At 38.4% G+C, this 19,021-nt stretch carries 20 protein-coding genes; 3 read left to right on the top strand and 17 right to left on the bottom strand.

From position 1 onward, the window contains the following. Positions 1 to 33: 33 nt before the first annotated feature. On the bottom strand, positions 34 to 1,101 hold the full coding sequence (locus tag AB3I34_RS00915) for an aspartate-semialdehyde dehydrogenase (protein WP_002381968.1): 1,068 nt from the start codon (positions 1,099 to 1,101) through the stop codon (positions 34 to 36). A gap of 206 nt (positions 1,102 to 1,307) precedes the next feature. On the opposite strand from AB3I34_RS00915, the gene AB3I34_RS00910 reads away from it, so the two are divergent. After that, positions 1,308 to 1,766 (top strand): S-ribosylhomocysteine lyase, encoded by a 459-nt coding sequence (locus AB3I34_RS00910; protein ID WP_002357960.1) that lies wholly within the window; start codon positions 1,308 to 1,310, stop codon positions 1,764 to 1,766. An 83-nt stretch (positions 1,767 to 1,849) separates the two neighbouring features. Then, positions 1,850 to 2,584 (top strand): oxygen-insensitive NADPH nitroreductase, encoded by a 735-nt coding sequence (nfsA, locus tag AB3I34_RS00905; RefSeq protein WP_002360554.1) that lies wholly within the window; start codon positions 1,850 to 1,852, stop codon positions 2,582 to 2,584. A gap of 57 nt (positions 2,585 to 2,641) precedes the next feature. Here nfsA and AB3I34_RS00900 read toward each other — a convergent pair whose 3' ends face one another. From AB3I34_RS00900 to AB3I34_RS00860, 9 genes are all read right to left on the bottom strand, one after another. Further along, entirely contained in the window at positions 2,642 to 2,890 is a 249-nt protein-coding gene (locus AB3I34_RS00900) for a YtxH domain-containing protein (RefSeq protein ID WP_002357962.1), read from the bottom strand. A gap of 90 nt (positions 2,891 to 2,980) precedes the next feature. Beyond that, complete coding sequence (gene scrK / locus AB3I34_RS00895; RefSeq protein WP_002357964.1) at positions 2,981 to 3,859, bottom strand: fructokinase ScrK; 879 nt, start codon at positions 3,857 to 3,859, stop codon at positions 2,981 to 2,983. A gap of 226 nt (positions 3,860 to 4,085) precedes the next feature. Beyond that, the gene (locus AB3I34_RS00890; protein WP_002357965.1) at positions 4,086 to 4,298 is read right to left on the bottom strand and encodes a hypothetical protein; all 213 of its coding nucleotides are present in this window, start codon (positions 4,296 to 4,298) and stop codon (positions 4,086 to 4,088) included. Beyond that, positions 4,291 to 5,355, bottom strand: coding sequence for a DUF916 and DUF3324 domain-containing protein (locus AB3I34_RS00885; RefSeq protein ID WP_010712308.1), 1,065 nt, complete (start codon positions 5,353 to 5,355; stop codon positions 4,291 to 4,293). Before AB3I34_RS00885 ends, AB3I34_RS00890 begins: the two co-directional genes overlap by 8 nt. Positions 5,356 to 5,592: 237 nt before the next feature. Then, on the bottom strand, positions 5,593 to 5,862 hold the full coding sequence (locus tag AB3I34_RS00880) for a type B 50S ribosomal protein L31 (RefSeq protein ID WP_002357967.1): 270 nt from the start codon (positions 5,860 to 5,862) through the stop codon (positions 5,593 to 5,595). Between the two features lie 100 nt (positions 5,863 to 5,962). Further along, positions 5,963 to 7,255 (bottom strand): transcription termination factor Rho, encoded by a 1,293-nt coding sequence (gene rho, locus AB3I34_RS00875; protein WP_002357968.1) that lies wholly within the window; start codon positions 7,253 to 7,255, stop codon positions 5,963 to 5,965. Then, entirely contained in the window at positions 7,252 to 8,544 is a 1,293-nt protein-coding gene (locus AB3I34_RS00870; protein WP_002357969.1) for a UDP-N-acetylglucosamine 1-carboxyvinyltransferase, read from the bottom strand. The genes rho and AB3I34_RS00870 overlap by 4 nt, the downstream gene beginning before the upstream one ends. 173 nt (positions 8,545 to 8,717) lie before the next feature. Continuing rightward, positions 8,718 to 9,587 (bottom strand): class II fructose-bisphosphate aldolase, encoded by an 870-nt coding sequence (locus tag AB3I34_RS00865; RefSeq protein WP_002357972.1) that lies wholly within the window; start codon positions 9,585 to 9,587, stop codon positions 8,718 to 8,720. A 202-nt stretch (positions 9,588 to 9,789) separates the two neighbouring features. Beyond that, a complete protein-coding gene (locus AB3I34_RS00860; RefSeq protein ID WP_002381974.1) occupies positions 9,790 to 10,746 on the bottom strand; it encodes a YitT family protein in 957 nt (318 codons plus the stop codon). Between the two features lie 234 nt (positions 10,747 to 10,980). Here AB3I34_RS00860 and AB3I34_RS00855 point away from each other — a divergent pair, with 234 nt between their 5' ends. After that, positions 10,981 to 11,475 carry a YajQ family cyclic di-GMP-binding protein gene (locus tag AB3I34_RS00855; RefSeq protein ID WP_002357974.1) on the top strand — a complete coding sequence of 165 codons (495 nt, stop codon included), beginning with the start codon at positions 10,981 to 10,983 and terminating at the stop codon, positions 11,473 to 11,475. Positions 11,476 to 11,491: 16 nt separating this feature from the next. Here AB3I34_RS00855 and AB3I34_RS00850 read toward each other — a convergent pair whose 3' ends face one another. From AB3I34_RS00850 to AB3I34_RS00820, 7 genes are read right to left on the bottom strand one after another with little or no spacing between them, the layout of a single operon-like run. Further along, positions 11,492 to 12,175: an HD domain-containing protein gene (locus AB3I34_RS00850; protein ID WP_010712307.1), complete on the bottom strand. Its 684-nt coding sequence runs from the start codon at positions 12,173 to 12,175 to the stop codon at positions 11,492 to 11,494. 21 nt (positions 12,176 to 12,196) lie between these two features. Next, positions 12,197 to 13,162, bottom strand: a complete 966-nt coding sequence (locus tag AB3I34_RS00845) for an asparaginase (protein ID WP_002357976.1) — start codon at positions 13,160 to 13,162, stop codon at positions 12,197 to 12,199. Further along, positions 13,159 to 15,621: a helicase C-terminal domain-containing protein gene (locus AB3I34_RS00840; RefSeq protein ID WP_025189353.1), complete on the bottom strand. Its 2,463-nt coding sequence runs from the start codon at positions 15,619 to 15,621 to the stop codon at positions 13,159 to 13,161. Before AB3I34_RS00840 ends, AB3I34_RS00845 begins: the two co-directional genes overlap by 4 nt. A gap of 36 nt (positions 15,622 to 15,657) precedes the next feature. Continuing rightward, the gene (locus AB3I34_RS00835; protein ID WP_010712305.1) at positions 15,658 to 16,176 is read right to left on the bottom strand and encodes a GrdB-related putative oxidoreductase; all 519 of its coding nucleotides are present in this window, start codon (positions 16,174 to 16,176) and stop codon (positions 15,658 to 15,660) included. Between the two features lie 17 nt (positions 16,177 to 16,193). After that, the gene (gene celB / locus AB3I34_RS00830) at positions 16,194 to 17,549 is read right to left on the bottom strand and encodes a PTS cellobiose transporter subunit IIC (RefSeq protein WP_002384702.1); all 1,356 of its coding nucleotides are present in this window, start codon (positions 17,547 to 17,549) and stop codon (positions 16,194 to 16,196) included. Between the two features lie 18 nt (positions 17,550 to 17,567). Further along, positions 17,568 to 17,897, bottom strand: coding sequence for a PTS sugar transporter subunit IIB (locus AB3I34_RS00825; protein ID WP_010712304.1), 330 nt, complete (start codon positions 17,895 to 17,897; stop codon positions 17,568 to 17,570). Positions 17,898 to 17,916: 19 nt separating this feature from the next. After that, complete coding sequence (locus AB3I34_RS00820; protein ID WP_010712303.1) at positions 17,917 to 18,870, bottom strand: N(4)-(beta-N-acetylglucosaminyl)-L-asparaginase; 954 nt, start codon at positions 18,868 to 18,870, stop codon at positions 17,917 to 17,919. Positions 18,871 to 19,021 lie beyond the last annotated feature (151 nt).

Raw genomic sequence — 19,021 nt, 5'->3', positions numbered from 1 at the left:
CCTATTCCCTCCCGAGTATACAATACAAACCTTCTAGTCGTTTTCAGGTACACGAAGCAAATTCATTTCGTGTAGCGTTTCAGCAATTTGGACCGAGTTCCAAGCAGCTCCTTTTAATAGGTTGTCTGACACAATCCATAAATGGAAACCGTTCTTCACGTCAACGTCTTGACGAATACGGCCGACAAATGTTTCTTTCTGGTTGACGCTATTTAGCGCTTGTGGATATAGTTGTTCACTTGGCTCATCTTGCAAAATTACACCTGGAGCTTGCGCCATTAATTCTTGGATGGCTGAGACCGATGCATCTGCTTGTTTCACTTCTATATAAACAGATTCAGAATGTCCTGAAATTACCGGAATACGGACACAGGTGGCAACGACTTTTAGCTTGTTGTCTCCCATGATTTTTTTTGTTTCATTCATCATTTTCCATTCTTCGTAGGTATACCCTGCTTCTGAAAAAACATCAATTTGAGGCAACGCATTAAAAGCAATTGGATAATGTTTTTCGTCACTGCCAGCTGGTAAAATTTCAGCTGACCATTCACTGACAGGTTTTCCCTCTAAAAAATCTTCGGCTTGTTCTTTTAGCTCATTAATTGCACGGATACCTGCGCCACTCACAGCTTGATACGTTGAAACGATGATTCGTTCTAAGCCAAACGCTTGCCGAATTGGTTCCAAGGCCACCATCATTTGAATCGTAGAACAATTGGGATTTGCGATGATTCCCTGATGATTTTTCAAGGCTTCCGGGTTCACTTCTGGAACAACTAAAGGAACATCTTTTGCCATTCTAAAATGGCTAGTGTTGTCAACAACAACAGCTCCGCGCTTAACTGCTTCTGGTGCAAACTTTTCGGAAATACTCCCACCAGCACTAAATAATGCTAAATCGATTCCTTCAAATGATTCCGGGACTAATTCTTCCACGATAAGAGGTTGCCCTTTAAACTGAATCTCTTGTCCAGCAGAACGCTTAGACGCCAATAACCTCACACTGGCAATTGGCAAACTTGTCTCTGCTAACAATTCAATCATTCTTGTCCCGACAGCACCTGTTGCTCCTACCACGGCAACATGATATTCTTTTCCCATATTTTCATACTCCCCTCTTACCTTCTTGTAAAAGCTACTTGTCCTATTTTACCATAGTATTGAAAAAACCTACATAGTCAAAAAAATGATTTTTTTATTTTCCCATGATATTTTAAAACTATTACCCATCAAAGGACTATCCATTGACTTTTGACTTAAATTTGTTATAGTTAAAACGAATTTAATTATAAAGGGAGCGAAATTTCATGGCACGCGTAGAAAGTTTTGAATTAGATCACAACACAGTAAAAGCACCATATGTTCGCCTTGCTGGCACAGAACAAAATGGTGATGCGTTAGTCGAAAAATATGACTTACGTTTCTTACAACCAAACAAAGATGCCCTACCAACAGGCGCATTACACACGTTGGAACATTTATTAGCAGTTAACATGCGTGATGAATTAAAAGGAATCATTGACATTTCGCCAATGGGTTGCCGCACTGGTTTTTATATGATTATGTGGGATCAACATTCACCACAAGAAATCCGTGATGCATTAGTCAACGTTTTAAACAAAGTAATCAATACAGAAGTTGTTCCAGCAGTCTCTGCAAAAGAGTGCGGAAACTACAAAGATCATTCTTTATTTGCAGCGAAAGAATACGCAAAAATCGTCTTAGACCAAGGAATTAGTTTAGATCCATTTGAACGTATTCTGTAATCTTTAGCAATTAACGACAGAGAAACCCACTATTAAGCTGTGGGTTTTTCTGTTCTCTTTCTTAATTTAAACGGAGGTTTTTTATGAATCAAACAATCGAACAATTACTAAGTCACCGTTCCGTTCGTCATTTTAAAAAGCAAGCGTTAACGGACAAGCAGAAACAACAGTTAATTACTGCAGCTCAAGCAGGATCAAGCTCCAATTTTTTACAAGCTTATACAATTATAGAAATCAAAGATCCTGAGCTACGCAGAGAATTGGGACGTTTAGCGAATTGTGAAGACTATGTCGTTAACACTGGTGTGTTCTATGTTTTTGTTGCTGATTTGTATCGTCATGCAACGATTTTGTCAAAAGAGGGGCAATCATTGGAACCCTTAAAGACACCAGAATCATTATTAGTAGCTGCCGTTGATACAACGATTGCTGCGCAAAACATGGCCATTGCGGCTGAATCTATGGATTTAGGGATTTGTTATATTGGCGGCATTCGAAATGACTTAGACACAGTAGCCAAACGCTTATCTTTGCCTGAATTAACTGTACCACTTTTCGGATTAACAATCGGTGTACCAGAAACGTTAAATGGTGTAAAACCACGGATGCCTTTTGAAAATATTTTAAGCGAAAATCACTACCAATCAGACAAATTGACAGATATGCACACATATGATGAATTATTAAAAGATTATTATGCCAGCCGCTCAAGTAACGCCCAAACAGCGGATTGGTCACAGAAGTCTTTGTCCTATTTTTCTTATAATCGTCGCCCAGAAGTAAAAATTTTCTTGCAAAAACAAGGATTTGATGTCTAAACAAAAGAGCGTGGGCTTACGTTATTTCAACGTGAGCCCACGCTCTTTTGTTAATTTTTATTTATCTTTACTAAATTTGTCTTTTAAGTCTTCAAAGCCTTCTTTAACTTTATCAGTTAATTTTTCAGCGCCTTCTTTAAGGTCGTCGCCGGCATCACGTGCTTTGTCTTTTACGTCAGCAAAGGTTGATTGAGCTTTTCCTTCAAGTTCTTTGCCTTTATCATCCGTAACTTTGCCTTGCGCTTCTTTTGCAGTACCTTCTACTTTATCTTTTGCATCGTCAAAACGTCCTTTTAAATCTGCCATGCTAATCCCTCCTAAATAATTAATTACATAATAAGAGTATCATTCTTAGCCATTTCCTTCAAATATAATGCATGAACTGCGAGTAAATGGTTATTTTTGAGCTATTAAAGCTTTTTTTGCCAAGGCAAAGCAACCAATTGTTCCTGGATTATCTTCTAAAAGAGGCGTCACCAAGTATTTTTCTAAAGGCGGTGTTTCCACATATCCATTGACTAATTCAGCAAATTTTTCACGAACTTTCGGCATCAAATGACGTTGTTTCATGACGCCGCCGCCTAAAATGATCACTTCTGGCGCTAATAATAAAGTCGTATTGTACGCTGCTTGCGCTAAATAATAAGCTTCTAGTTCCCAAGTTTTATGATCCTCTTCCAATAAATGTCCTTTTTTACCAGAACGACCTTCAACTGCTGGTCCTGCTGCAATCCCTTCTAAACAATCTCCATGATAAGGACAATTTCCTGCATACGTATCTTCAGGATGACGACGGACTAACGCATGCCCCATTTCTGGGTGGCTAAAGCCTTCAATAAACTCACCGTTTTGAATCGCTCCAGCGCCAACACCAGTTCCAATTGTATAATATACACAACTAGATGTATGTTGCCCATTTCCAGCAACATACTCACCATATGCCGCAGCATTCACATCCGTTGTCCAAGCCATTGGCACATCAAAATGTTGTTTCATAGTTCCTAACAAGTCAAAGTTACGCCAAGCTAATTTTGGTGTAGAAGTTATATAACCATACGTAGGAGAATCAACGTGAATATCAATCGGACCAAACGAACCAATCCCAATCGCTTTTAAAGGATATTGTTGGAAAAATTCTATTACCTTTTTCATTGTTTCTTCTGGGGTTGTTGTGGGAAAACTGACACGTTCCACAATGGTCAAATCATCTGTCCCAACGCCACATACAAATTTTGTGCCACCGGCTTCGATACTTCCTAAAAGTTTTTCTGTCATTGCAATATGCTCCTTCGTTTCCATTTTATAAGTAAGCGGATACATTACTTTTGATTAAATAACTAACATACACGTTTAGTTTACCACTTTTTTGTCGTTTCGACAGAACAATTTAACAATTTCAGTCAGGTTGCCCAATGAAATCTGGCAAGTTGCTAAAGAGCATTTTCCTAAAACAAAAAAACGAGCATTCACGGTTATCTAACAATGAATGCTCGTTTTTTGTTTATTGATTCTTTAGCGAAAAATATAACAATAGTCCGATTGTAATCCAGCCACCACTAAGTAAAAGCATTAACCAACTCAAAAGCGTTTCTTTTAGAATACTTCTGGGTTCTTTTGCATGCTGAATAAAACTCATACTAGTCAGCAAAGAAAAGAGGAAAAACATAAAACAAATGACCGCTAAACCGCCAGACAACCAAAACCAACTAGCCATTATTCTCACTCTCCTTTTCGCTTGTTTTTTGATAATTATTGCGCCAAATGACACTATAAATTGCCCCGATTGTGATTACTAACAACGTGTAGAAAGTCGGTAACCACCATGTGGGTAGGACCCATTTGACCGTAGCTTCTTGATTTAATTTTTTTGCTTCACGAGTGTTAATCGTAAATTCTTGTTGAAAAGGCCAAGACTGTTGTTCATCTTGTTGTAAAATAGCACGTCCTGTAAATATATAAGTCCCAGCATCTAGCGGTTGTTTACCCAAATCAAGATGAAAATTCATGGAACTATTTGGGGCAAAGCGAACATTCTTTAGTGTCCGTTGTGCAATTTTTTTAGAGGATCCTTTTTTTATCACTTGACCTTCTAAACGAACTTCTGGAAAAATAGCAGCATATGGATTTTGAATGACCGCCTTTAGTGATTTGGCCCCTAAAGCAATTGTAGGTGTTACTTTCGCTAATTTCAGTTGGTTCACCTCTGTTAAAGGAGCATTCTCAGCACTCCTCATGGCAATCGCAACATTAAACCCGTAGCGACTGGTTAATCCCGTTGTTTGGTTCTCTTCCTCTGTTTTTTCATCTTTGAGATGCGCGTAAACCCCGCCTAAAACAACTCCTTTGATAGGCTGATCAAGTCCCTTCACCTTCATCTTTGCTGATACTGTTTGATGAGGCGGCACACTCACTTCCTCATTTTCTAAAGTAACCAAGTCTGTCAGCGGAACCTTTAACGATGAATCAAGTGGTTTATCAAAATCATTGTACACAATCAACCCATTATCATTTGTTGATGCATTTGCTAGAGTCAATACGATGGACAATTTTTCGTCTGTCTTATTTTTTATGTCTAAGACAATAGTGGAAGATTGCTTTGGTGCCAGAATTAAATCATAATAACTAGATGTTCCTGACACTTGATTTTCTGGTAAAACAGGCGTTACTGTAAATTTAGTCTTCATTTCTTCTGTAGCTTCTACTTTTGGAACAATAATCAAAAATGTGAAAAACAGAAATAGACAGAAAACACCGACTTTTTTTCTACTCATTTCTTCAAGATCTCCTTTATAAAGCTTAATGTACCTACTAGTCTAACAAATCAGCGAAACAATGCTGATCAATCTTTGTCCTTTGGGAAGGATAATCTTGAAAAGAAAGAGGAAAAGATTGGTAAGTTGCTTTATTTCTTTTCTCTGAATTAAAACTACATATTTAACGCAAAAATAGAGGTTTCCCACCACAGTGGAAAACCTCTATAAACCTTGCCATAACAATGTTTTGAAAGACTATGCGTCTGGATTTGCGTTTTCGTCTTTGAGACCGTATTTTTTGTTGAAACGGTCCACACGTCCGTCGGCTTGTGTGAATTTTTGACGACCAGTGTAGAATGGGTGTGAGTCTGAAGTAACCTCAACACGTAATAATGGATAAGTGTTGCCATCTTCCCATTCAACAGTTTCTGAAGATCCTTTAGTTGAACCTGAAAGGAATTTGAAACCTGTTGTTGAATCCATGAATACTACTGGTTGGTAATTTGGATGGATATCTTGTTTCATACGTTTTTTTCGCTCCTTTGCCCTGATCCATTTGCTGTATCAGAGTTATTTTGTCGGTATACAACAATGCTATCTTACCATGTTTTCAGTTGGTATGCAATTATCTTTTTGGATTTCTTTTAATTTGTTTGCCAAACGAAACATCATGGAAAACTTCAAATAATTGTTGATTATTTTGGGTTCGTTTCAACATTTTTATGAATTGATCCGTATATTCCAGCGAGTCTCCTGACATATTATTTCTCAATTTCCACGTTTCTTCTAGTTGTTCTGGTGTCATTAACAACTCTTCTTTTCGCGTACTTGATTTTTTAATATCAATTGCTGGGAAAATACGGCGCTCTGCTAATTCACGAGATAAATGGAGCTCCATGTTGCCTGTGCCTTTGAATTCTTCATAGATGACATCATCCATTCGGCTACCTGTATCCACCAATGCCGTGGCTAAAATAGTCAGACTGCCCCCTTCTTCGATATTTCTGGCAGCACCAAAAAATCGTTTAGGTTTGAAAAACGCAGCTGGATCTATTCCGCCACTCAAGGTTCGACCACTAGGCGGGACCACTAAATTATAGGCCCTTGCTAAACGAGTGATGCTGTCCATTAAAATAACTACGTCCCGTTTGTCTTCAACTAAGCGCATTGCTCGATCCAGAACCAATTCAGCAACTCGCGTATGATTTTGTGGTTGTTGATCAAAAGTTGAAGAAACCACATCTCCTTTAACGCTTCGCTCTAAATCAGTCACTTCTTCAGGACGCTCGTCAATTAACAACAGAATCAATTCCACATCAGGATGATTTTCTGTAATCCCATTAGCAATTTCCTTTAAAACACTTGTTTTTCCCGCTTTTGGCGGCGCTACAATTAAACCACGTTGCCCAAAACCAATTGGTGCAAATACATCAATCATTCGTGTTGATAATCTGCCAGCCGTTGTTTCTAACGTTAATTGTTTTTCAGGATACAACGGTGTTAGCGCTGGAAAATGTGGCCGCTCTTTCGCTTCTTCAGGATCTTTCCCATTGACACTTTCAACATGCATGAGTCCATAGTAACGTTCTGATTCCTTTGGCGGACGCGCCTTGCCAGCTACTTTGTCCCCATTTCTCAATCCGAAACGACGAATTTGAGAAGAAGAAATATAAATGTCTTCTGCACTTGGTCCATAATTAATTGGCCGCAAAAAGCCATAACCATCCTGAGAAACAATATCTAAAATTCCTTCCATGAAGAAAAACCCTTGCTTCTCAGCTTGTGCACGAATCACAGCTAAAGACAATTCTTTTTTGTTCATTTGGCTATAATAAGGAATTTTAAACTCTTTCGCGTACGCATAAATATCTTTTAACGTACTGTTTTCCAATTCAGCCATTGTTAAATAGTCGCTCATTGATCCACCTCAAACGGACCTTCTTGTTCTTCGGTTTCTAGCATTTGAATATCAGCGCCTAAAGCAGTTAACTTTTCGATAATGTGGTCGTACCCACGTAAAATATATTCTACATTATAAATAGTGGTCGTACCTTCAGCCATCAAGCCGGCAGTGACTAGGCAAGCGCCTGCCCGTAAATCAGAGGCGACTACTTCTGCACCGTGCAATTGATTTGGGCCATTTAAGATAATCATATTGCCTTCAACCGAAGCATCAGCCCCCATCCGCACCAACTCAGGGATATGCTTATTTCGTTGAGCATAAATCGTATCAATAATTTCACCAGTTCCTTGCGCTTTTAAAAGTAATGGCGTTAACGGTTGTTGCAAGTCTGTGGCAAACCCAGGATACGGATAGGTTTTCACCGTCGTCATTTTCAGATCATGTGACGGATGAACTTCAATCATGTCTTCTTCAATTGTCATCTTAACGCCCATTTCTTGCAATTTCGCAATGAAGCTTTCTAAATGCTCATAAATAACATTTCGAACCTTGATTCCTTCACCCATAGCTGCTGCCATAGCTAAATAAGTCCCAGCTTCAATTCGATCTGGAATAATCGAGTGACGACAACCATGTAATTCTTCGACACCTTCAATCCGAATAACGTCCGTTCCAGCTCCTCGAACTTTTGCACCCATGTTATTTAATAATGTAGCAATATCAATAATTTCTGGCTCACGCGCAGCATTTTCAATAATCGTTTTGCCTTTGGCTTTAACTGCGGCTAACATGACATTGATTGTAGCGCCAATAGATACCATATCCATAAAAATTCGGGTTCCTTGTAAGCCAGCTTCGTCTGTTCTCAAGTACATCGCCCCATGTTCGTTGGTTACATGAGCGCCTAATGCTTCAAATCCTTTGATATGTAAATCAATTGGACGAGGTCCTAAGTAACAACCGCCAGGTAAGCCGACAACGCCTTCCCCAAATCGACCAAGAAGTGAGCCCATAAAATAATAGGACGCACGTAAGCTATTGATTTTTCCTTTTGGCATTGGCACAGAAACAACTTCTGTTGGGTCAATAATTAATGTATTATTTTCAAAAGTAATTTTAGCACCCATAATTTCTAAAATTTCAATTAATGAGTGAACATCCTGAATGTCAGGAACGCCATCTAAAGTCACGGGCGAATCTGCTAAAATAGCAGCTGGAATTAAAGCGACCACACTATTTTTAGCGCCGCTAATGGTTACTTCGCCCTTTAATGGACGATTCCCATTGATTACGATTTTTTTCATTTATATTCTCACCTATCTGTAATATACGTTTTCTAAATAAACTACCCAATCATTCTATCATAATCAAGCTTAAGAAAAAAGAAAACTTCTCAGGTATTTTAATAGAATGAAAAAATAACAAAAAATAAAAAAGACAGCCACGTGCTGTGGCTGTCTTTAACGTAACTAGTTGATTAAGCTTTGTTAGCTGAACCGAACCAATCAATGTGTTCTTCTGCATCTTTGATGATTGCAGCTTTACCTGGTGCTAATAATTTACGAGGGTCAAATCCTTTACCTTCTAAATCTTTACCAGCTTCAATATATTCGCGTGTTGCTTTAGCGAATGATAATTGGAATTCTGTATTTACGTTAACTTTTGAGATACCCATTGAAATTGCTTTTTCAATTTGTTCTTGAGGAATACCAGAACCTCCGTGTAATACTAGAGGTACATCAGAACCGACAGCTTCAGCAATCGCTTGTAAGTGATCAAATGCTAAACCTTTCCAGTTTTCTGGATATTGACCATGGATGTTACCGATACCACATGCTAAGTAGTCAATACCTGTAGCAACCATTTGTTTACATTCTTCGATATCAGCTAATTCGCCAGTACCGATGATTCCGTCTTCTTCACCACCGATTGAACCAACTTCACATTCGACAGAAATACCTTTAGCGTGAGCTTTTTCAACTACATCTTTCGCTAATTTTAAGTTTTCTTCGAATGGTAAGTGAGAACCATCAAACATGATTGAAGTATAGCCAACTTCGATACATTCTAAAGCAGCTTCGTAGTCACCGTGGTCTAAGTGAATTGCTACTGGAACTGTGATATTCATTGAGTCTACTAAATTAGTAATCATGTCTTTAGCTACTTTGTAGCCGCCCATGTATTTAGCAGCGCCCATTGATGTTTGGATTAGAACTGGTGCTTTTTTAGCTTCTGCTGCTTCTAAAATCGCTTGTGTCCATTCTAAGTTATTTGTGTTATAGCCACCTACTGCATAGCCGCCTTTACGTGCTGCTTTTAAGAATTCTGCTCCTGATACTACTGGCATAAAAAATTCCTCCTAAGTTTTTAAAAACTTTATTTGTTAGGTGTTCCCTAACCAACGGTTCTATTTTAGCAGAATTCCTGACACTTTTCTAGTAAAATTCCCTTTTTCAGAAAATTTTTGTCTATTCTTTCACATAACCTTCATTTTTATAAAAAAACCTCCAGTTTTCCCGTTAAGACTTTGGGACCTGAAGGCCGACTTGCTATTTTAATTTTTTCTTTGGTGGATAACGTTTCACCTTGTAAGATTGAAGCTCAGGAAATGTTCCTGTACTATGAAAAATCCGTTGTTCATCTTCATTGGCAAAACGCCCTAAAACCGATTGTGTTGGTAAAATATTTACAAAGGCATTCTCATCGATACTGTAAACTGCTTGTTCTAAATCATAGAGTTCGTAGCGAGTAATGACCATCATAATCATCCGACCTTCTGCACCTGAATAGCCGCCGATTGAAGGCAACAAGGTCATGCCACGAGCGATTTGTTGAGAAACTTCTAAGGCAACGGCTTCTGGTCTCGTGGTGACAATCATTGCTGTGACTTTTTGGTGACTGGTATGAATCATGTCGACCACCTGACTCAAACAGTAAATAGAAATAATAGTATACAACGCACTTTCCCAGTTAAATACAAAACCAGCCAACAGCACAATAATACCATTTAATAAGAACATAAAATTACCAACGGTTTTCCCTGTTGTTTTTGAAAGAATCAGTGAAATAATGTCCATGCCGCCAGTGTTAAAGCCCATTTTTAATGAAAGCCCTGCGCCAACGCCGACTAAGACACCACCCATAATTGCGTTCATCAAAGGATTCGTTGTGACTGTTACGATTGGCACAAACATAGTGACAACGGAAATGCCAATAACATTGATGAAACTAAGAATCGTTGATTGTTTCCCTAATTTTACAAACCCTAGAATGAAGACGGGAATGTTTAAAAATAAAATGAAGATCCCTGTATTAATATGGATTCCTAAATTTGTATATAATAATGTAGCAATGATTTGCGCAATTCCGTTCATCCCTGCCGAAAAAACTTTTGCCGGAATCAAAAAGAAATTCAAACCGACCGCAGAAGTCAAAGCGGTTATCGCCATCACTGCTATTTTTTTTATCGATTCATTTCTTTGGTAAGTACTAACCAATCGACTCATTTTTCTTCGCTCCTTCGCTATTCTTCTGACTTAGAATAACAGGTTCTATCCTAAAAGAAAAGGGGCTAAAAGCGAACATTGAAAAAAATTTTTTTGCAACGTTTCCATGAAAGAATGCGGGAAGATATCCCTAAAAATTGATCTTCTTATTTCTCTATTCAAAATGATTCTAGCCTAACCTTTTTTACTATTTCATGATATGATGAAGCAAAGAATATTTTAGGAGGTTTTTACATGGCTGCAAAAGAAGCAAGTTTTGATGTAGTTTCAGAGGTCAATATGGAGGAAGTCAAAAACGCGATTCAAATTGCCTTGAAAGAATTGAAAAATCGCTTTGACTTTAAAGGGTCAATTGCTGATATTAAATTGGAAAACGATAAATTAGTAGTCGTAGCTGAAGATGATTATAAAGTCGAGCAAGTGAAGGATATTTTATTTGGAAAATTAGTCAAACGCAATGTTCCGATTAAAAATATTCATTTCTCAGAAAGTGAAAAAGCCTTAGGCGGTACCGCTCGCCAATATGGTGATTTAATCAGTGGTATTGATAAAGAAAATGCAAAAAAAATCAACACAGCTATCAAAAACTCTGGGATTAAAGTTAAGTCACAAATCCAAGAAGACAAAATTCGGGTAACTGGAAAAAGTCGGGATGATTTACAAAAAGTCATGGCTCTTTTACGAGAATTAGATTTACCAATGGCTCTTGAGTTTAATAATTATCGCTAAAAAAATCCTTCAACTGTTAATGAACAGTTGAAGGATTTTTTTGTTTTGGTACCGGCCATTCTTGTTTATTCAATAAAACGATTGGTCGGCGTTGGATTTTTTCTGAAAAAGCGTCAATTGCTTTGAAGACCTTTGGCATAAAATAAAACGCATTTAATTCTTCTAAATCCAGTTCTTCTTCTGCCGTAAACGAGACACAAACCTCTTGTTCTGAAAGCATAATTTCAATTTTCTTTAAAAATTGAAATTGCCGCATTCCTGGCACGAAATAACCAGCCTTTGCAACACGAGAGGTTGTAATATCTAATTTATCACTAATGATTAGCGCTAGTGTCATTAACTCTTCCGAATCAAAGCCATTACTATGATTTTCTATAGAAGATAAAATTTCTTCTTGATAAGGCAAACAAATCTTTTGCTTACGAAAATATGCTTCTGCAAATTGTTTCCCCCGAAGCGCATGTCCTGCTTTTCCTTGTAGCGCACCCACATCATGGAGCAATGCCGCAATTTTTGCCGCTTCTAAATACTCCTCTGAAACAGCAAGTTGTTTCAAAATCATTTCCGTCATGGCCACGACATTGGTTACATGAAACCAATTGTGGTATGCCCACCCAGCTTCTTCATCTTCCATTTGACCAATTGCATCATAAATTTGTCGAATTTCAGTATCTTGATGAATGCGTTCAAACAGCTTCATTTATTTTCTCCTTAAAATTAGTTACTGTTCCAAAAATTCTTTTAACTCTGCAGGATTTTTTTCGCTGTTTAAACCAACAATTAAACGAATCCGCGCTTTCGGTCCGTTTAAACCACGGGCAAAAACGACCCCCATTTTTTTCAAGCCAACGCCACCACCAGCATAATCATAGATATCTTCAGCAATGCCATTAGAACAACGAGAAACTAAAACGACTGGAATCCCGTTGTCTAGCATCTTTTGTAATGCTGGGAGCGTTTCTGGCGGTAAATTACCCGCACCTAACGCTTCAATTACTAACCCATCCGTTTCTGGGGTGTTTAATAATTCAAACATCCGTTCACCCATCCCCGCATAGGCCTTCACTACGTGAACATTCCCTTTCACAGAAGAAACATCGCAGACTTCTTGCGGTAAGACCTCTTTCGCAAAAAAAGCACGTTCTTTCGCAATGGTTCCAATTGGTCCAAAAGTTGGCGTCCGAAATGTTGCTACGTTCGTTGTATGTGTTTTTGTCACATAACGCGCCGTATGAATTTCATCATTCATCACGACTAAAACACCTTTATCGTACGATTCGTCTGAACAAGCAGTCCAAATAGCACTGATGAAATTATACAAGCCATCACTACCGATTTCGTTACTTGACCGCATTGCTCCTGTTAAAACAATGGGGATTTTTTTCTCTAAGGTTATATCTAAAAAATAAGCTGTTTCTTCTAATGTATCTGTTCCATGCGTAATAACCACGCCATCAATTGGTTCAGAATAAGCTTTTTGAATCCGTTCTTTTAATTGAAACATCCGTTCTAAGGTCATGTGTGGTGAGGGAATATTAAAAATATCTTCGACAACTAAATGAACCTTGCCAGAAAATAATGCTTCTTGTTCCATCAACGGATTTTTTTCATTCGGGGCAACACTTCCTCCTGCTACTTTCGACATGGAAATGGTCCCACCTGTATGAAGGACTAAAATGGTCTTCATTTGTTTCCTCCTTTGTTTTCTTTATTTTTTAACCAAAATTGTTTCACTTGTTGAATGAGTTGTTCATTGGTGTTTGCCTTACGATGCGCCAACCAATGCGGCGGAAAGAAACGCTGGACACTTGGTAATTCAAATCGTTCGTCTAATAACAACACAAAGCCTTTATCTTGCGCATCTCGAATGACACGTCCAGCCGCTTGCAAGACTTTATTCATGCCAGGAATTTGATACGCAAATTGAAACCCTTGCCCTCGCTCTTCTTGATAAAAAGTGCGAATCAGTTCTTGCTCCGGATTCATTTGTGGTAGCCCGACACTAACAATTATCGTACCAATCAATCGGGTACCTTTCAAGTCAATTCCTTCTGAAAATATACCACCTAAAACACAAAAACCGATGAAAGTTTCTTGAGGATTCTCTTTAAATTCAGCTAAAAATGCTTCTCGCTCTTTTTCGTTTAAGTCCGTTCCCTGAATTTGAGTTTTTACTTGCGGGTAGCGTTGGCTAAATACTTGATAGACATCATCCATATAGGCATAAGAAGGGAAGAAAATTAAATAATTACCTGTTTTTGTTTCACTTAACTTCCCTAAAAGTTCACTAATCTGTGGATAACTTTTTTCACGGTTTTTATAGGTTGTTTGAAGATAACTACCAATCATCAACAATTGATTTTCTTCTGGAAAAGGATACGGAATCCGATAACGTAGGCTTTCTTCACCTCCACCAAGCACTTCTTGATAATAATTCAGAGGTGTTAAACTTGCCGAAAATAAGATACTCGCTTTCCCTTTATCTAATCGTTGTGACAATAAATAAGCCGGATCGACACAAAATTGTTTCACAACGCAGTCATAGTTTCGCAAAGAAATAGACGTATAAAAGCCGTTGTCATAATACTCGCTGATTCGAAGATAACTTAAACAATCAAAATAAAAACTGAGAATCGACGCCAATTCCTCAATGTGTTGATTTTCTGGCAACCATTCTGCAATTACTTCTGTTAATCGGTGTATCTGTTTAACTAATGAATCAATTGGCGCGCGTTGTGCAAAAAAATCCGTGTCTTTTTCTTCGCAGATTGCTTCAATATCATCAAACGTAGTTAAGACTTTTTGACAAGCTCTTTTTAATTGAACAGATTCTTTTTGCAATCTTTTTTGAATTTGCAAAACCGCATTCCTAGAAATAGCGGCCGAATACATCTCCCGTGAACGATTAACCAAATTATGGGTTTCATCCACTAAAAAAATATTCTCTTCTGCACTTTGGGGTTCTTCAAAGAAGCGCCGCAAATAAACCGTTGGATCAAATAGATAATTGTAATCGCCAATAATTAAATCACACCAAAGACTTGCATCTAGCGACAACTCGAATGGACACAATTGGTGCTTTTGTGCATACCGTTCAATAACCTCTCTCGTTAAATGATTTTCATGTTGCAATAAATCCCACAGTCCCTCATTTAAACGATCATAATAACCATCAGCAAACGGGCAATGTTCTGGTGTGCAATTTCGTTCAGTTAAAAAACAAATTTTATCTTTTGCTGTTAACGTAATACTCTTAGTTTGCGCTTGTTTTTCGGACAGCGCTTTGACAGCATCTTCAGCCACTTGCCGCGTGATGGTCTTAGCTGTTAAATAAAAAATCCGTTCACCTTCTTCTTCACCAATTGCTTTCATCGCTGGAAAAAGAGTGGACATTGTCTTGCCTGTTCCAGTTGGTGCTTCCACGAAGAGCCGCTGTTTACTAAGAATTGTTTTATAAACGGCTACCGCCAATTCTCGTTGCCCTTTGCGATACTCCCCGTAAGGAAAACTAAGATTTTTTAATGATTTATTTCTCAAAATACGCCACTCTTCTTTAAAAATTACCCACTGTTCATAGCGCTTCATCAAATCAGTAAAAAACTCCGCTAATGCAGCTTCTGTAAAATGGCGTTCTTGTCGTGTGATTTGTTTTGTAGTGGTCTGATAATAAGTGAGTTGCAGCATTATTTCAGAAAGTTGTTCTTGCTGGCAATACATGTGACCATAACACATCGCTTGATACCAAAACAATTCGACCTTTTCTGGCGGCAATTCTTCAAACGCTGGCTCGGATGTTTTAATTTCATCAATGACCACTTGCCCAGTTTCTTTCACAAAAATGCCGTCTGCACGACCTTCTACACAATAATTATGTCCATTTAAAGGCACCTCAATTTTTAAAGATACTTCCTTTTGATAAAGGCTCCCCGCTTCCTTTTGCAGCATTCGATGAAGGCGACTACCTTCTTGTGGTGTATGTTCACTCACATGGCGAGAATCGATACTTCCCCGCCTTAAAATAAATTCGACCACTTGACGCACCGCAATTTTTCTCGTTGATTTCACGTAATCCCACCTATCTGCCTCCCTATTATAGAACATACATTCGCTAAACAAAAGCAAAAAATCCAAAACGAACACAATCATGCGTTCATTCTGGATTTCTCTTTAGATTATCAACAATTAAAAACAACTTGTTTCTTCTAACTGTTTGGTTTCTTTTCCATTTGCTTTTGCCACGACCAATTGCGCCATTTGTTTAAACGAATTATTTAAACCAATGCCGCCCTTTTTGGGCATCTTCACAATCGGTACTTGCTGATAATAGTGACTAACTGCTGGATTTTCTTCTGCCATTGCTGCAATTGCAGGAATGCCCGCAGCATTAAACTTACAAGCTAGACTAGCGGCCATTTCTCCAAAATTAGGATAATACATGGCAGGTCCGCAAAGAACCGCATCGGCATGAAACTTTTTTGCAAAGCCAATAAATTTCTTTGCTACCTCTTCCTCGTTTTCCAAATAATATTGGTCTCCACAATAAAGTGTCGCAACAATTTCCGCTCCTTGCTTCTGTAAAAATGGTAGCAATGTTACCCCTGGGCCTAAGGGAGCTTTTTTACCACTTGGTTTCAGCTGAGCTTGTTCATCACTGCCAAATCCTGCTAAACTGTGGTTTAAGACTAAAAGGATTTTTTTCACGCCTATTTCCTCCTTATTTATAAATCATCGAAGTCAAAGGAATCAAAATCAATTTCTTCACTCTCTTCTTCTTGTGCTTTCCATTCTTCACGTAAATATTGGTCATCCATAACTCGAATAAAAGGATAGTAAATGAACATTCCTAGTACCAATAAGAGAGCTTGCAGAATTGATCCTTGCCAACCGCTGACTAAAAATCCTGAGATAATTGGTGGGGTCGTCCACGGCAATTGAATACCGTTCGTCAATGGAACTAAGCCCCAATCCATAGCAAAATAGGCAATAATAATATTAATTGCGGGTACTAAGACAAATGGAATTAAAAGGATTGGATTTAAAACAATTGGCAACCCAAAAATGATTGGTTCGTTAATCCCAAAAACACCAGGAATTAGTGAAAGTTGCGAAAGCTTTTTAATTCGTTGACTTTTACAGAATAAGACCATCACAATGATTAATGAGAGTGTGGAACCGGCGCCACCAAATGTTGCAAACATATCTTGAAATTGTCCAGTGATGATGTTGGGAATTTCATGACCGTCTTTAAATGCTTGTAAATTTTCAACAGACAATGCCCGCAAAACAGGATTAAAGACTGCGCCAACCACGCTACCTCCGTTAATGCCAAAGAACCAAAAGAAGTGTAAAAACAAATAAGCAATGCTCATTGCACCTAAGGTATTACCAAGACTCAATAAGGGCGTTTGTAGAAATTCAAAAATAACATCTTGTAAATTACCATAAGGAGTTAAAGCAGCCAGCCAATTGACTAAAAACATGAGAGTAACAACTAAAAAGCTCGGGATCAGGGCCTCAAAAGACTTAACCACTGTTGGTGGCACTCCTTCTGGCATTTTTATTGTCCACCCTTTACGAACAATGGCCACAAATAAACGAGTCGCAATTAATGCGACAATCATTCCTAAAAACAAGCCACTGGAACCCATCCATTTTAAAGGTAAACTGGTAACTTCATAGACCTTTGAACTATTTTCCGGTGTAAATAATGTTTGATAAGGCGTTACAATAAAAAATGAAACCAATGCGATAATTCCTGCTTGCATTGCATCCACATTGAATTGTTTCCCTAAACTATAGGCAATACCGACAACGGCCAGAATGGTCATTACATCAAAACTAGCACTAGCTGGAACAGACATCATTGTCGCCCAGTCTTTACCAAGCAAATGAGACATCCAAGTATCCCATTGCGGCAAAGGAAAATTAGCTATTAATAAGAAGACCGAACCAACAATCAACAAGGGCGTTGATAAAAGGAAGCCATCACGAATCGCTACTAAATACTTATTTTCTCCTATCACTTTTGCCAACGGGGTCAATACGCGCTCTAACCAATCCAAAAATTTTTGCACGGTCGTCACTCCTATCTATTATTTTTTATTTTGCTTAATTAACCGCAGCGCTTCTTTCAATGCTTTTTCGCCATCCATCATGCCATAAATTTCTGGCGCAATTGCAGCGACAGGAATATCTTGAGGAGCAAATTGTTCTTTTGTTTTTTCTAATAAAAAACGGACTTGTGGTCCTAATAAAATAGCAACAGGCTTCTCTGCTTCAACCACTTCTTGTGCTCTTGCAATAGGAAAAGCAGTAATCATTAAAGGCATTTGATGTTTTTCCACCACTTCCATCATTTTATTCACCATAATACTTGTAGACATCCCTGCATCACAAAAAAGATAAATTTGTTTTTTACTCATGTTCCTTCACTCTCCTCATTTATTCAATTGGTGCTTTAATTCTTTTTTCATAGGCCGCTAACCATTCTTGTGAAATTAGCTGAATCTTTGTGGTATGATTCTTGCCTGGATTTGCAATATAGATTTCTGGTTGCTGCATATCAGTACCAACCGTAAAAGTAAATTCCACATTCGTAGCTACGCCCCAGTCTCCCTGTTTGTTCATGGCCACTAGTGAAAAAGCTCCTGCTTTCCCATAACGTTGGGTCAATTTTTCATGAAAAGCATAGACCGCTTGATCACATGCTTGTTGTGGCGAGCGCCCTTCCCCCATTAAACGAACGATTTCATAAGAAAGACAGCCTTTCATTAAATCTTCACCTAATCCTGTAGCCGCAGCACCACCAATTTCGCTATCAACATAAAAACCAGAACCTGACAGTGGTGAATCACCAACACGTCCTGCTTTTTTCATGAAGAGTCCCGAACTGGAAGTGCCAGCTGCCATTGATCCTGTTTGGTCTAACGTAATAGCGCCGACAGTATCATGCCCATCATAGGGGTTCAACTGATTTTCCTGAATTTCTTTTAAACGCTTTTGCCACCATTGATTAGCGCGTTCTGTCAACATATTCTTTCTTTCAAAACCGTGCAACATTGAATATTTCGTTGCACCTGCGCCAACACGAAAACTATTAAACTTCTCTTTACTTAATGCTTTAGCCACTGAAATCGGATTTTTAACATCTGTAATTCCTGCCACAGCACCAATTGCAAATGTGTCTCCATCCATATAGGCAGCATCCATTTCTAAAATCCCTTCCTCATTAGGTAAACCGCCGTAGCCCACTGACTTATAAAAAGGATAGTCTTCTACTTCTTTAATTAATTGTTCCACGGCCGTGCCTGCAGCACCTCCTTGTTGTAATTCTTCTGCAGCTTTTAGTAACCCATCATGTGCCATCCGCCATGTCGCAATTGCACCCCAAGTCATTTTCCATCCGCCCTTTCGTTAACGCTTACATTTCTCCACCATTATAAACTAGTATATACTGTTTTGTATATACTGAAAATGAAATTTTATACAGAAAAATAGAAGATACACGTATGCGACCTCTACGAAACACATTGGTTTCTTCTCATAC

This window comes from Enterococcus sp. C102(2024) (assembly GCF_040888205.1).
In the GTDB taxonomy this organism is placed as follows: domain Bacteria; phylum Bacillota; class Bacilli; order Lactobacillales; family Enterococcaceae; genus Enterococcus; species Enterococcus faecalis.
The sequence above is the reverse complement of the archived record's forward strand: the minus strand, read 5'-3'. Positions and strand labels throughout refer to the sequence as shown.